The organism is Labilibaculum sp. (assembly GCF_963664555.1).
GTDB lineage: Bacteria > Bacteroidota > Bacteroidia > Bacteroidales > Marinifilaceae > Labilibaculum.
Map to the genome: position 1 here is coordinate 709488 of NZ_OY761461.1, position 14316 is coordinate 723803.

General features: G+C 35.2%; 15 protein-coding genes and 1 tRNA gene. 11 read left to right on the plus strand and 5 right to left on the minus strand.

The features are described from left to right. The first annotated feature begins 49 nt into the window (after positions 1–49). Together ACKU4N_RS02955 and ACKU4N_RS02960 are read left to right on the plus strand one after the other, a co-directional pair. The gene (locus ACKU4N_RS02955) at positions 50–625 is read left to right on the plus strand and encodes an ExbD/TolR family protein (protein WP_321320442.1); all 576 of its coding nucleotides are present in this window, start codon (positions 50–52) and stop codon (positions 623–625) included. Beyond that, positions 625–1092 carry an ExbD/TolR family protein gene (locus tag ACKU4N_RS02960; RefSeq protein ID WP_289531104.1) on the plus strand — a complete coding sequence of 156 codons (468 nt, stop codon included), beginning with the start codon at positions 625–627 and terminating at the stop codon, positions 1090–1092. Before ACKU4N_RS02955 ends, ACKU4N_RS02960 begins: the two co-directional genes overlap by 1 nt. A gap of 180 nt (positions 1093–1272) precedes the next feature. On the opposite strand, the gene ACKU4N_RS02965 is transcribed toward ACKU4N_RS02960, so the two are convergent. Then, a tRNA-Arg gene (locus tag ACKU4N_RS02965) sits at positions 1273–1346 on the minus strand. 222 nt (positions 1347–1568) lie between these two features. Here ACKU4N_RS02965 and leuS point away from each other — a divergent pair. The 4 genes from leuS to ACKU4N_RS02985 all read left to right on the plus strand — a co-directional run bounded on the left by leuS (position 1569) and on the right by ACKU4N_RS02985 (position 7524). Further along, positions 1569–4331 carry a leucine--tRNA ligase gene (gene leuS, locus ACKU4N_RS02970; protein ID WP_321320443.1) on the plus strand — a complete coding sequence of 921 codons (2763 nt, stop codon included), beginning with the start codon at positions 1569–1571 and terminating at the stop codon, positions 4329–4331. Between the two features lie 83 nt (positions 4332–4414). Then, the gene (locus ACKU4N_RS02975) at positions 4415–5275 is read left to right on the plus strand and encodes a YitT family protein (RefSeq protein WP_321320444.1); all 861 of its coding nucleotides are present in this window, start codon (positions 4415–4417) and stop codon (positions 5273–5275) included. Positions 5276–5304: 29 nt separating this feature from the next. Further along, positions 5305–6150, plus strand: coding sequence for a YitT family protein (locus ACKU4N_RS02980; protein WP_321320445.1), 846 nt, complete (start codon positions 5305–5307; stop codon positions 6148–6150). Positions 6151–6252: 102 nt separating this feature from the next. Next, positions 6253–7524 (plus strand): M23 family metallopeptidase, encoded by a 1272-nt coding sequence (locus tag ACKU4N_RS02985; RefSeq protein WP_321320446.1) that lies wholly within the window; start codon positions 6253–6255, stop codon positions 7522–7524. Here ACKU4N_RS02985 and purN read toward each other — a convergent pair. Beyond that, positions 7516–8076, minus strand: a complete 561-nt coding sequence (gene purN, locus ACKU4N_RS02990) for a phosphoribosylglycinamide formyltransferase (protein WP_321320447.1) — start codon at positions 8074–8076, stop codon at positions 7516–7518. The genes ACKU4N_RS02985 and purN overlap by 9 nt on opposite strands. 201 nt (positions 8077–8277) lie before the next feature. On the opposite strand from purN, the gene ACKU4N_RS02995 reads away from it, so the two are divergent. The 5 genes from ACKU4N_RS02995 (at position 8278) to ACKU4N_RS03015 (ending at position 13133) form a co-directional block, all read left to right on the plus strand. Beyond that, positions 8278–8514, plus strand: coding sequence for an acyl carrier protein (locus ACKU4N_RS02995; RefSeq protein ID WP_096429419.1), 237 nt, complete (start codon positions 8278–8280; stop codon positions 8512–8514). 21 nt (positions 8515–8535) lie between these two features. Continuing rightward, positions 8536–9789, plus strand: coding sequence for a beta-ketoacyl-ACP synthase II (fabF, locus tag ACKU4N_RS03000; RefSeq protein ID WP_321320449.1), 1254 nt, complete (start codon positions 8536–8538; stop codon positions 9787–9789). A gap of 3 nt (positions 9790–9792) precedes the next feature. Continuing rightward, positions 9793–10533, plus strand: coding sequence for a ribonuclease III (gene rnc, locus ACKU4N_RS03005; RefSeq protein WP_321320452.1), 741 nt, complete (start codon positions 9793–9795; stop codon positions 10531–10533). A gap of 413 nt (positions 10534–10946) precedes the next feature. Then, positions 10947–12440 (plus strand): sensor histidine kinase, encoded by a 1494-nt coding sequence (locus tag ACKU4N_RS03010; protein WP_321320453.1) that lies wholly within the window; start codon positions 10947–10949, stop codon positions 12438–12440. A 6-nt stretch (positions 12441–12446) separates the two neighbouring features. Continuing rightward, complete coding sequence (locus ACKU4N_RS03015) at positions 12447–13133, plus strand: response regulator transcription factor RprY (protein WP_321320455.1); 687 nt, start codon at positions 12447–12449, stop codon at positions 13131–13133. A gap of 58 nt (positions 13134–13191) precedes the next feature. Here ACKU4N_RS03015 and ACKU4N_RS03020 read toward each other — a convergent pair whose 3' ends face one another. From ACKU4N_RS03020 to ACKU4N_RS03030, 3 genes are all read right to left on the minus strand, one after another. After that, positions 13192–13497: a hypothetical protein gene (locus ACKU4N_RS03020; protein ID WP_321320458.1), complete on the minus strand. Its 306-nt coding sequence runs from the start codon at positions 13495–13497 to the stop codon at positions 13192–13194. A gap of 129 nt (positions 13498–13626) precedes the next feature. Beyond that, positions 13627–13821, minus strand: a complete 195-nt coding sequence (locus ACKU4N_RS03025) for a hypothetical protein (protein ID WP_321320460.1) — start codon at positions 13819–13821, stop codon at positions 13627–13629. A 163-nt stretch (positions 13822–13984) separates the two neighbouring features. Then, positions 13985–14200, minus strand: coding sequence for a hypothetical protein (locus tag ACKU4N_RS03030; protein WP_321320462.1), 216 nt, complete (start codon positions 14198–14200; stop codon positions 13985–13987). Between the last annotated feature and the right edge of the window lie 116 nt (positions 14201–14316).

Genomic DNA, 14316 nt, shown 5'->3' on the forward strand with positions numbered 1-14316 from the left:
ATGATTCGGATTTTTTATTCGGATCGATATACCTTTAGATTATAATATTATGGCAAGAAAAACACCAGAGATTAATTCTAGTTCGATGGCCGATATTGCATTCTTGTTGTTAATTTTCTTCTTGGTTTCGACTACTATGGACATTGATACAGGTATCTATAAAAAGTTACCGCCAATTCCAGAGGAAGAGGAAATAAACGCACCAAAGGTTAAACAACGTAATGTTTTAGCTATTTTGGTGAACCGCAACGATGACTTATTGGTTAATGGAGAAATTCTTAGTATTTCGCAATTGCGTGAAAAAACAAAAGAATTTATCCTGAACCCGCTAAATAGTGCAGATTTACCTGAGAAAAAATTGACTACAATTCCGTATTTTGGAGATGTAATGGTTTCGAAAGGTTTGGTTTCTTTGCAAAATGACCGCGGAACTAGTTACGAAATGTACATTAAAGTACAGGACGAACTTGCAGCTGCATCTCGTGAATTAAAAGATGAGAAGGCAATGCAGAAGTGGAATATGAAATATGCAGACTTGGACGAAGATCAGCAGAGTGCTGTTAGGGATTATGTGCCAATGCAAATTTCTGAAGCTGAACCTAAAAATGTGGGAGGAAAAAAATAATGGGAAAATTTAAAAAAGGTGGTTCTAAGGAACTTCCGGAAATTTCAACAGCTTCTCTTCCTGATATCGTATTCATGCTTTTATTTTTCTTCATGGTTAGTACAACCATGCGTGAAGTGGAATTGAATGTTGATGTTATGGTTCCAAGTGCAAAAGAAATCGTGAAATTGGAGAAAAAGGATCTTGTTAGTAACATTTATGTAGGTATTCCAATGAGAAAATTTGCAAAAACGATGGGTACTGAACCACAAATCCAATTGAACGATCAGTTTTCTACAGTTGATGATATTCAGGCCTTTATTGCTGCTGAAAGAGAAGCAAGAAAAGAGGAATTACGAAACAAGTTAACTACTTCTCTTAAAGTTGATCAATATACTAAGATGGGTATTATTATCGACATTAAGCAAGAGCTTAGAAAAGCTAGTTCGTTAAAACTGAACTATTCTACACGTGAAACAGCGGAATAATATTCCAGGTTTATACATATTTAAAAGGAGTCCAATTTGGACTCCTTTTTTTTGCTGATTTTTTTTATTTCTTCACACTAAAAAGCATTGTTTGTCATGAGAGTGTATTCCTTTAAAAACTTCTGTCGCAATGATAAAATAGAAAAGCCAATCAAAAAATATGATTGGCTTTTCTATTTGTGACCCGTACAGGATTCAAACCTGTGACCTTCAGAACCGGAATCTGACGTTCTATTCAGCTGAACTAACGGGCCGATTACGAGTGCAAATTTAGAAAAATATTTTGTTCTGCATCACATCTAAACTCATTCGTGTAAATAAATATAATTCATTGTTTTAAACTTGCATGTCTAAACCATTAAAATCCAAATCTTAATAAAATAAGACTTCCTTCTTAAACTCAGTAAATATTTATAAACTTTTGTTAATTTTGCGCTTTGAAATGCAAGAAATAACCATATTTTATCAACATTACCATGGAGTACAACTTTAAAGAAATAGAACAAAAGTGGCAGAAGTATTGGACTGAAGAGAAAACCTACAAAGTTGAAGTGAATTCTGAGAAGCCCAAATTTTATGTGCTCGATATGTTTCCATATCCTTCGGGGGCTGGTTTACATGTTGGTCATCCACTTGGATATATCGCTTCGGATATATATTCCCGCTATAAAACTTTAAAGGGTTTTAATGTGCTTCATCCAATGGGATATGATGCTTATGGTTTGCCTGCTGAGCAATATGCGATACAAACAGGACAGCACCCTGCTATTACAACAGAAACAAATATTAACAGATATCGTGAGCAATTAAATAAAATTGGCTTTTCATACGACTGGGATCGCGAAGTTCGTACTTGTGATCCTGGGTATTATAAATGGACCCAATGGGCATTTATTCAAATGTTCAATCACTATTTCAATATCGATTCTCAAAAAGCAGAATCAATTGAGTCTTTGGTTGCGCAGTTTGAGCTTTTAGGCAATGGAAAAGTAAATGCTGCTTGTTCAGAAACAGATGTGTTTACTGCTGATGAGTGGAACGCTTTTTCTGATATCGAAAAACAGACTGTTCTTTTAAGCTACAGGTTGGCATATTTGGCTGATACAATGGTAAACTGGTGTCCTAAATTAGGGACTGTTTTAGCGAATGATGAGGTGAAAGATGGTGCTTCGGTCCGGGGAGGACACCCTGTTGAGCAAAAGAAGATGCGTCAATGGTCATTGCGTGTTTCTGCCTATGCAAAACGTTTATTGGATGGTTTGGATAATTTGGAATGGACTGACTCTTTAAAAGAGATTCAGAAAAACTGGATTGGGCGTTCTGTTGGTGCTGAAGTTAATTTTGGAGTGAAAGGTTCTGATTTAAAAATGGAGATTTTCACTACCCGTCCTGACACAATTTTCGGTGTTACTTTCATGGTTTTAGCTCCGGAGAGCGATTTGGTGAAGGAATTAACAACAGCAGATTGTCAGGTGAATATTGATGCTTATATAGAGGCAACAAGCAAAAGAACAGAAAGAGAGCGTTTAGCTGATGTTAAAACGGTGAGCGGTGCATTTACAGGTGCATATGCAGTTCATCCTTTTACAGGCGAGGAAATACCTGTCTGGGTGAGTGATTATGTGCTTGCTGGATATGGAACGGGTGCAATTATGGCGGTTCCTGCCCATGATAGCCGCGATTACGCATTTGCGAAACATTTCAATTTGCCGATTGTTCAGGTGGTCTCAGGCGGTGATATTTCGGAGGAATCTTACGATGCCAAAGAAGGACAATCAATGAACTCTGATTTTTTGAATGGATTGGATGTAAAAGATGCGATTGTAAAAGCAAACGAGGAAGTTGAAGCAAGAGGTTTAGGAAAGAAAAAAATCAACTACAGATTGAGAGATGCAATTTTCTCACGACAAAGATATTGGGGAGAACCTTTCCCTGTCTATTTTAAAGACGGAATGCCTCAAATGATGGATTTGGACAAGTTGCCTTTAGAACTGCCAGAGATTGATAAATACTTGCCAACAGAGAGCGGGGAACCACCTTTGGGTCGTGCAAAAGATTGGGTTACCGAAGATGGATATCCAATTGAATTGAATACAATGCCTGGTTTTGCAGGATCATCTGCTTACTACTTGCGATATATGGATCCTCGTAACAATGATTCATTGGTTTCTGCCGAAGCAAATGAATATTGGCAGGATGTTGATTTGTATATTGGTGGTACCGAGCATGCTACGGGCCACTTAATTTATTCTCGTTTTTGGAATAAATTCCTTTTTGATATCAATGAAGTATGTAAAGATGAGCCTTTCAAGAAATTGATCAACCAAGGAATGATTCAGGGACGATCGAATTTTGTTTATCGTGATAAGAAATCCAATAAATACGTTTCTTACGGATTAATAGAGGGGTATGATACAACTGCAATTCATGTTGATGTGAATATTGTGAAAAATGATGTTCTTGATTTGGAAGCCTTTAAAAACTGGATGCCTGAATATAAGAAGGCTGAATTCATTTTAGAGGATGGAAAATATCATTGTGGCTGGGCTGTCGAAAAAATGTCTAAATCCATGTTTAATGTGGTAAACCCTGATGTAATTGTAGAAGAATACGGAGCTGATACTTTGCGTTTATACGAAATGTTTTTGGGTCCGTTGGAAGCGCATAAACCATGGGATACAAACGGAATAGATGGTGTTCATAAATTTCTGAAGAAATTATGGCGGTTGTTTCATAATGAAGCAGGTGAATTTGAATTGGCAAGCAGTGAGCCAACACAAGACGAATTAAAGGTTCTTCATAAAACCATTAAGAAAATACAGGATGATATTGAGCGTTTTTCATTCAATACCTCAGTTTCAGCTTTCATGATTTGTGTGAATGAGTTGTATACTTTGAAGTGTAACAATAAAGCCGTTCTTGAAAATCTTTTGGTTATTCTTGCTCCTTTTGCACCTCATGTTGCTGAAGAATTATGGGCTTTATGTGGAAATGCAACAAGTATAACAAAGGCAGATTTCCCGGAGTTCAACGAAAGTTTCGTTCAGGAAAATATTCATAAATATCCTGTTTCATTTAATGGTAAAATGAGATTTATACTTGAATTACCCGTAAATCTAAGCAGAGATGAAATAGAAAAGGAAGTTCTTTCTTTAGAAAGATCTCAAAAATGGATCGATGGAAAAACGCCTAAGAAAATTATAATCGTTCCTAATAAGATCATTAATATAGTAGTATAAATAAATTATTCAAATAAGTTTCAGGCTTTAAGCTTTGTTGACTGTTTGACAACAAAACTTAAAGCTTTTTTTTTTAATACGAGATGAAAATAAATTATTCTGAAATAAAATCCCTGGTAGTAATTACTATTGGGATGGCAATATATTGCTTTAGTTGGGCAGCCTTTTTAATCCCATCTGGTATAATTGGAGGAGGGGTTAGTGGTATTGGTACATTAATTTATTTTGCGAGTGCAAAAGCAATTCCTGTTGGTTATTCTTATTTTATTATTAATGCCTTTTTAATACTGATAGCTCTAAAAATATTGGGTAGTAAATTTGGTGTTAAAACAGTATTTGCAATTATTGTGGGGTCGGTATTACTTTCAGTTTTGCCGAAGCTTATTCCTGAACCTTTAGTGAATGAGAAATTTATGGCTGCAATTATCGGAGGTGCCTTATCCGGAATTGGAGTTGGTATCACGATATCTCAAGGAGGTAGTTCCGGAGGTACTGATATTATAGCAATGATTATCAATAAATACAAAAATATCAGTCCCGGACGTATTATATTATATCTTGATATTTTTATCATTGCTTCATCTTATATCGTGTTTAAAGATGTACCTACTATTGTGTATGGCTACGTAGTAATGTCTATTACAGCTTATGCTATTGATATGGTGATTTCTGGATCGAAACAATCTGCTCAGCTTTTTATTATTTCAACAGAGTTTGAAAAGATTGCCAATGAAATTACCGGGACTATGAACAGGGGAGTGTCTGTGGTGGATGCAACCGGCTGGTATTCAAAGGAAAGCAAAAAGATATTGATGGTTGTGGTTCGAAAACATGAAGCTCCATCGATCTTTAAATTAGTAAAACAAATTGATGGAAATGCCTTTATATCAATGGGATCGGTAATGGGGGTTTATGGCTTAGGTTTTGAAGAAATAAGAGGGTAGTTATTATGAAAAAAAGCAGTTCGATACAAATGTCAAAATTTGATTTTCAGTCATACCTAATTATCACAATAGGCTTGTTGGTCGGTTCGCTTGCGTGGACCGGATTCATTATTCCTGCAGAAATTGTAGGTTCGGGTGTTGGTGGTATTGCAACCATGATTTACTATGTAACAGGTTTTAAGGTTGGATATAGTGTTTTCCTTATCAATTCTGTTTTTCTTCTTGTTGCATTGCGCGTTTTGGGTTTCGGTTTTGGTGTTAAAACCATTTATGGAATTACTGTTCTTTCCTTTTTTCTTTGGCTGTTTCAGTCCTTAATAACAGAGCCCTTGGTTTCCGATCGATTCATGTGTGCTATCATTGGAGGAATACTGGCTGGAGCCAGTGCCGGAATGATATTGTCACGCGGAGGGAGTACAGGGGGAACTGATATTCTGGCCATGATGATTAATAAGTATAAGAATTACAGCCCCGGACAATTGTTACTTACAATTGATGTTGTTATTATTTCGTCTTCGTATTTGTTAGAGCATTCCATTGAACAGGTTGTATATGGATTTGTTACTATGGGAGTAAGTGCCTATTGTGTTGATATGATTATTGAGGGAAGCAAACAGTCTGTACAGATCTTTATTTTTACACGAAAGCCTGATGAGATTAGAAAAGAGGTTGTGTATACCCTTGATCAGGGAATAACTGTTCTTAGCGCAACAGGTGGTTTTAGTGGGGAAGATGTTAAGGTGTTAATGCTGTTGGCCAGGAAAAGAGAATCTCAGACTATTTTGAATATGATTAAGCTGGTAGATCCGGATGCATTCATTTCACTGGGAAGCGTAATGGGAGTTTACGGGAAGGGATTCGATAAGATTAAATAGTAATTTCTTAAAAAAGCTTAAAACGTTGTGGATACTCTGAGGGCTATTGTTCAACTATTATAATAGTAATACCTTTATGCTTCTCAAAAATAAATATCCACGATGAAAAAAATCTTGAACTATAAGTTTCTATTAATTGCATGTGCTGTGCTTTTAGGTTTAATTGTTCTTAAATGGTACTCAAGCAAACGATCAATAAAACAAATTGAACAGGAAGAAGTTGTAATTGACACCACTGAGATAGTTCAGGTGCATTTAAAATATGGATTTCCCATTGAAGAATTTGCCGTGGAGACTAACAAGGTAAAACGTAATCATAGCTTATCAACCATATTGCGGCAATATGATATTAGTTTTGGTACCATTGATGATATAGCAAGGAAAGCAAAGAAGGTTTTTAATGTCAGAAGGATTAAGTCAGGACATGAGTATTCAGTTCTTTTCACTAAAGATAGTTTGAAAACACCGGAGTATTTTATTTATGAAAATACCCCCGTTGAATACATCGTATTCGATTTGCGCGACACTTTAAATGTATTTAAGGGTGAGAAGAAAATTATTAAAAATAGGAAGCAGATAAAAGGAAGTATTGAGTCGTCGTTGTGGAATGCAATGGTTGAAGCCAATTCGGATCCTTTACTATCTGTTGAACTTTCTGATATTTATGCCTGGACTATTGATTTTTTTGGTGTTGGGAAAGGTGATCAATTCAATATCATTTACGAAGAATCATTTGTTGATGAAAAACCCATACATCAAATAAAAGTGATCGCCGCAAATTTTATACATCATAACTCAAATAATTATGCCTTTGCCTTTGTTGAAGGTGATAAAGAAGGTTATTTTGATGAAGAAGGGAAAAGTCTGCAAAAAGCATTTTTGAAAGCCCCTCTTCGCTTTTCAAGAATTAGCTCAAAGTTTTCTAACAATAGGTTTCATCCGGTTTTAAAAAGGTATCGGGCTCATCATGGTGTCGATTATGCAGCGCCTACAGGTACGCCCGTTCACACAATTGGCGATGGTGTTATTACCAAAAGAGGATATCAGGCAAATGGTGGAGGAAACTATCTTACTATTAAGCACAATAGTGTTTACTCAACAACTTATATGCATCTTTCCCGGTTTGCTAAAAGAATGAATGCCGGCACCAGAGTTAAGCAGGGCGAAACAATCGGATATGTTGGAGCAACTGGTCTTGCAACAGGTCCTCATTTAGATTTCAGAGTTTATAAAAATGGAACTCCAATAAATCCATTGAATATAAAATCGCCTCCTGTGTCACCCGTGAAAGAAGAAAACGTGGCCAGATATAAGCAGGAAATGGAAAAATTAATGCAGGAGCTAAGCCCGAAGGAAGCAATGACTTTAGAGTAATTGCTCAATTATTTTGGGGAAGAATTCATGTTCCAGTTTATGAATTTTTTCAGCAACATCTTCTGCAGAATCATTTGGTGAGATACTGCATTTGGCTTGAAATACGATTTTTCCTTCATCGTATTTCTCATTTACCAAATGAATGGTAATGCCACTTTCTGTTTCTTTATTTTCGACAACTGCCTGATGAACCTTCATGCCATACATCCCTTTTCCACCATATTTTGGTAAAAGAGCAGGGTGAATATTGATAATAGAATTGGGATATTTACGCAGTAAATTAAGAGGAAGCAACCAAAGAAATCCTGCTAAAACAATAAAATCGACCTTTTTTTCAGCCAAAAAATCAATTATTTTATTCGTTTCGTTGAATTCTGATCGGGAAAAAACTAAAATTGGAATATTTAGGCTTCTTGCTCTGGAAAGTACAAAGGCATTGGCGTTGTTGGAAAGAATTGCCGAAATCTCAAATTCGGGTTTATCGCTAAAATATCTTGCGATATTTTCAGCATTACTCCCTGATCCAGAAGCAAATATAGCTAGTCGTTTCATGTTGGGTTTTCAAATTTAACTAAAACACACAAATATATGCAAAAGGCATTTCGCAGTGAAATAATTTCGCAGAAAAGGAAAAAGAATTACCTTTGACCGCAACTTTGTGAAATAAATTTGAATTATTTAGAGTAAATTTATTTCTTTGCACAGTTGAAAATTAATTAGTTTAAATATTTAATCACTTAAAATTTTAAAGTTATGTCTGATATTGCATCTAGAGTAAAAGCTATCATAGTTGATAAGTTGGGTGTGGACGAAACTGAGGTAACACTTGAGGCTAGTTTCACTAACGATCTTGGAGCTGATTCATTGGATACAGTTGAGCTTATTATGGAATTCGAAAAAGAATTTAACATCGCTATTCCAGACGATCAAGCAGAAAACATTGGTACTGTAGGTGACGCTATTTCTTACATCGGAGAAAACGCTAAGTAATTATTAACCAGAACCTTTTTTATGGAATTTAGAAGAGTAGTAGTAACTGGGCTTGGAACAATAAACCCAATTGGTAATTCTATTGCCGAATATTGGGATAACTTGGAGAATGGAGTGGGTGGATCAGGAATGATTACTCATTTTGATGCTTCAAAGTTCAAAACTCAGTTTGCTTGCGAAGTTAAAAATTTCGAGCCTAATGATCATTTCGACCGCAAGGAAGTTAGAAAATTAGATTTGTATGCTCAGTATGCTTTGGTTGCGGCCAAACAAGCTATTGAAGATTCAAATCTGGACCTTGAATCGGAAGATTTAACAAAGGCTGGAGTAATCTGGGGTTCTGGTATTGGCGGAATTAAAACTTTCTTAGATGAAGTAACAGGATATGCAAACGGGGATGGAACTCCTCGTTTCTCTCCTTTCTTCATTCCTAAGATGATTTCTGATATTGCCGCCGGTCATATTTCAATGAAATATGGATTCCAAGGACCTAATTATGGTACTGTTTCTGCATGCGCTTCGGCTTCACATGCAATGATTGATGCAATGAATTACATCCGTTTGGGTAAAGCTAATATCTTTATTACAGGAGGTTCTGAAGCATCTATCAATGAAGCAGGTTTGGGTGGATTTAATTCTATGCAGGCATTATCTACAAACAACGAAGAGTATAAAACTGCATCTCGTCCATTTTGTAAAACCCGTGATGGTTTTGTTATGGGTGAAGGAAGTGGTTGCTTGATTTTTGAAGAATACGAGCATGCTAAAAAACGAGGAGCAAAAATTTACGCCGAAATTGTTGGTGGTGGAATGTCTGGTGATGCTTATCACCTAACAGCAACTCATCCAGAAGGAAGAGGTGCTATTAACGCTATGAAAATGGCGTTAGAAGACGCTTGTCTGAAACCGGAAGAAATTGATTATATCAATGTTCATGGAACTTCAACACCAGTAGGTGATATTCCTGAAACAAAAGCGGTTCAGACTGTGTTTGGCGATCATGCCTATAAATTGAACATTAGTGCTACAAAATCAATGACTGGTCACTTGCTGGGAGCAGCAGGAGCTGTTGAAGCTATTGCCTGTATTTTGGCAATAAACAATCAAACAGTTCCTCCTACAATTAACTTTAGTGAGTCGGATCCTAACATTGATGAAAAACTAAACCTTACACTTCATAAGGCTCAGAAACGTGAAATTCGCACTGCCTTGAGCAATACATTTGGGTTTGGTGGCCATAATGCTTCGGTTATTTTCAAATCATTCATTGAATAATTTGTGATAAAGTCTATATTTCAATCCATAAAACTTTTTTTCTATCCTGAAAGGGAGTTTTATGGATTGTTTTTTGATTCACTGGGGGTTAAACCTAATAATCCTGATTTGTATGAACTCGCTTTCATACACAAATCTGCAACCATCCAAAAAAAAGGTTACGGTTTAAATAATGAACGTCTCGAATATCTTGGAGATGCTATTCTTGGTGCCATAATCGCCGATATTCTTTACAAGTACTTTCCCAATAAGGACGAAGGTTTTCTTACTCAAATCAGATCTAAAATTGTCAGCAGGCAATCCTTAAATAAGCTGGCGGTTAAAATTGAACTCGACAAGCAGGTTGTCTCCAATGTGAACTTGAATAATAACAAGCATATTTACGGAGATGCATTTGAAGCTTTTATTGGTGCTGTTTACCTTGATCAGGGCTACGATAAAACAAGAAAATTTATCGAGGATAAAATTTTTAGAACACACATCAATTTGGAGGAAGTGGTTACTGTTGAAACCAATTTTAAAAGCAAATTAATTGAGTGGGCTCAAAAAAATAAGAAAGATGTTTATTTTGATACACACGAAGGTGGTATTGATGATGCATTGAATTTGCCATTGTTTACTTCTGAAGTTGAGGTGGAAGAAGTGAAAATGGGTACGGGGATGGGTACATCTAAAAAGGAAGCTCAACAAAAAGCTGCGCAAGAGGCTCTTGCACGAATAAGTCAAATGGAATTGGCTTGCTAAATCTTTCCTGTTACACTCTGTTAGTGATTTTCAAAAAAAAGAAATTTGTGGTTGGTTTTAAGTTGAAGGTGGATTTTTTCGTCTCCTTTTGCGAATAAAACTGTATAAAAAAAAGGACGGTAACCACAACCGCCCTTTCATCTAACTATTAACCAAAATTTTTAATCAAGGAGATTGTTTCTTATAGATTCGCTCTCCGATGGCAAATATAGTGTCAAATTATTAACTTCAAAGTCGTTTTTGTGAAAATTTATCGAAAATTAGCTGTTTTTGTCTAAAATAGATTAAATCCAAATTTATTAAAGCGGCGATGTGTTTAGCAACTGAAATTTTGCGGATAGCGGCTATTTAAACTTGTGTTAAAGATTGTTAAGCTGGAATAGCTACAGCTGGTTTTTTTTATATTTGTATCTATGAATCAAAAATATATTTGGCTTGTAACAATTGTACTCTGTATTTCCTTATCTGGATTGATATTGGTTCAGATTAACTTTTTTCAGTCAGCCTCTAAAATTAAAGAAGAGCAACTTGCTCTGACTGTTAGTAAGGCTTTGGATCAGGTTGTCTCAGAATTAGAAAGAGCAGAGAAAGAGCAGATTATTTTGGAAGGTGATGTTTCCAACTTTAATAATGGTACAATAATCAGCTCTAAAAGTTCAGGGTTTAGTATTAATATTCCTATGGACTTCACTCATGAAAAAGCCAGATTGAGTTTTTACTCCGAAAACAAAGAATATAATATTGGGGAGGGGTATTTAAATCCAGAAGGTATATCCGGACTTTCAAAAATGCAGTCTCAATTTAATAAAACTCTTAAGTCGGGTAATTCCAGATATGCTCTAATTGCAGGACAATTAGCCAACTCGCAGCTCTCTTTGAGTGAAAGGATAAAAATGGAAAAGTTGCCGCAACTTATTCAGGAAAAGCTTCGGGAGAACGGGATTAAGCTGAACTTCGAATATGCAGTGAAATCAAATAATAAATTTGAAAAGAGATCAAAAAATTATTTTCGAAATCCTTCTTTTGAAAAATACAGTAAGCAATTGTTTCCCAATGATTTTTTCTCCAATTTAAATTTCTTATATATTTATTTTCCCGGACAACAGAGGTATATGCTGCAATCATACTCTTTGTTACTTCCATCTTTTATATTGACTCTGGTTTTAATTCTTTCCAGTGCGTTCACTATTTTCATTATCTTTCGTCAGAAAAGGTTATCGAATATAAAGAATGACTTTATTAATAATATGACTCATGAGTTTAAAACTCCTATTGCAACTATTTCGTTAGCCTCTCAGATGCTGAAGGACAATACTGTTACCACAACCGCATCGACAAGAGATCATATTGCTAAGATTATTAATGATGAAAGCCGGCGACTTACCTATCAGGTTGAAAAGGTTCTGCAAATGGCTGTTTTTAATGAGGTTAGGATGAAATTAAAATTGAAGACAATTAGTGTTCATAAAATAATTCAAAATTTATTACCTAACTTTACAATAAGAGTTGAGGATAGAAAAGGGAACATGTATCAGAATATTGATGCAGAACATGATCTGGTACTGGCTGACGAGGTTCATTTAAGTAATGTAATCGCAAATCTATTGGATAATGCCATTAAATACTGTAAAGATGCTCCCGAACTTAGTATTAGTACAAGGAATAAAAATAAGGGTATTGTTATAACCATTACTGATAACGGCATCGGAATTTCTAAAGAAGATCAAAAAATGATTTTTGAACGTTTCTTTAGAGTGCATACAGGAAATGTTCATGACGTGAAAGGATTTGGTTTGGGATTGTCCTACGTAAAAAAAATAGTTGATGCCCACAATGGACAGGTTAGTGTTGATAGCATACCTGATAAAGGATCCAAATTTGAAATATATCTTCCCTTAAAAAAATAGATACATATGGAACAAGTTAAAATTTTATTAGCAGAAGATGATGCTAATCTAGGACTTCTATTAAAAGAGTATTTGGTTGCAAAAGGCTATAACACCACACTGCGTGAAGATGGCGATAAGGCATACGATGAATTTTTAAAAAATCCATATGATCTGTGTATTTTTGATATCATGATGCCACATAGAGATGGTTTTACTTTGGCTAAGGATATTCGCTTAATAAATAGTGAGATTCCAATCATTTTCCTAACTGCGAAGTCGATGAAAGAAGATGTTTTAGAGGGGTTTAAGTTGGGAGCCGATGATTATATGACTAAGCCTTTTAGTATGGAAGAACTGTTGGTTCGTATCGAAGCTGTTTTAAGAAGAACTTCAGGGGTGAAAAGTGAAAATACTCAGGAAGAGTTTAAATTAGGGCGCTTTTTATTTGATTCAAAGAAACAATTTCTTCAGGATGGCGAAGCGACAATTAAGCTGACAACGAAAGAATCAGAATTGTTAAAACTTCTTTGTAATAATGTGAATAAAGTTTTGGAGCGGAATTTAGCTCTTAGAACGATCTGGTCCGACGATAATTATTTTAATGCCAGAAGTATGGATGTATATATTACTAAGTTAAGAAAGCATTTAAAGCCTGAACCGGGCATTGAAATTATCAATGTTCATGGTAGAGGATACAAACTGATCATGTAATAGTTTTCTGATATAAAAAACGCCGGTCATTCGACCGGCGTTTTTTTTTATGAGATATTTATTCTGAAACCTTTTCAGTAGAATCAGATTGTTCTGCTTTTTTTTCTTTTTTCTCGACTTCTTTTTCGCGTTGTATCATATCCTGATACATACTCCGCATGAATTTGATCCCAAATTGCAAAGCGTCTTTTTTGCTCTGAAAATTTGATTTGATCAATTGATGCATGCTTAATTCTTCACTCGGATCATCGGTATAATAGAAAATATCGATATTGGGTCTGTTCCCTTTCTTTTTAATTTCCATTCCGAACCAGGTTTCAAATTCCTGATCTCCTACTTTAATATGACGTACAAATTTTATCATCTTCTGATTTTTTTTCCGATGCGAAGATACTTCATTTTTTTTAAAGGATAGATATTCAAATTTTAAGATGGTAAAAAAAAAGAGGACACCCAATCTAAGATTCCCTGAATTGATAGAGCAATTTACTTTTTATAATGAAAGCTGAGGTTTGGTAACATCAGAAAGTATCTCGTGATAACGACCTGAATAATTTTCCAGGCACCAATTTTTAAGCTTCTCAAAATCCGATGGAGTTAACCACTGAATGGCTTTTGTCAACTCTTTGCGAAAAAGAGCAAAATCAAAACTTACATTAGCGAGTACGATTTTTGTTTGTTCGAGCATAATTATTCAAGTTTAAAGTTTTTATCAGAACTTGTTCCACTAAGCTACAATTTTCTTTGAGGTTTGAAGAATACATTAAGAAGTCTTAACATTTTTAACAGTTTAATTAATGTAATGTTGTTCATTTGTTATTGCCAAATTGAAGGCGTAAAAAAAGGAGCTGTTATAGCTCCTCATTCTGTTTTTTTTCCAATTCTTTAATCTTCTTTTCCTGATTGTTCAACAATACCATTGATATCGTAAGGATGAACATGACTACCAGTTCAATATAGATTCCGCTTCTGTCAGGGGTTTCTGCCGAAGAGTTCAGGAGGTTTAATATTGCAGCCACCATAATTAAAAAGGTGGACATGATTAGCAGGAGTTTAATTAGTTTCATGTGTTTTTAATTTTAACCAATCTTAGTAGGTGAATTGTGGAGTATTTATTTCAGATGAATTTTATTTATAGAATGAAATTATTAAAAAATCAGCTCAAAAAAAAATGGCCTTCATA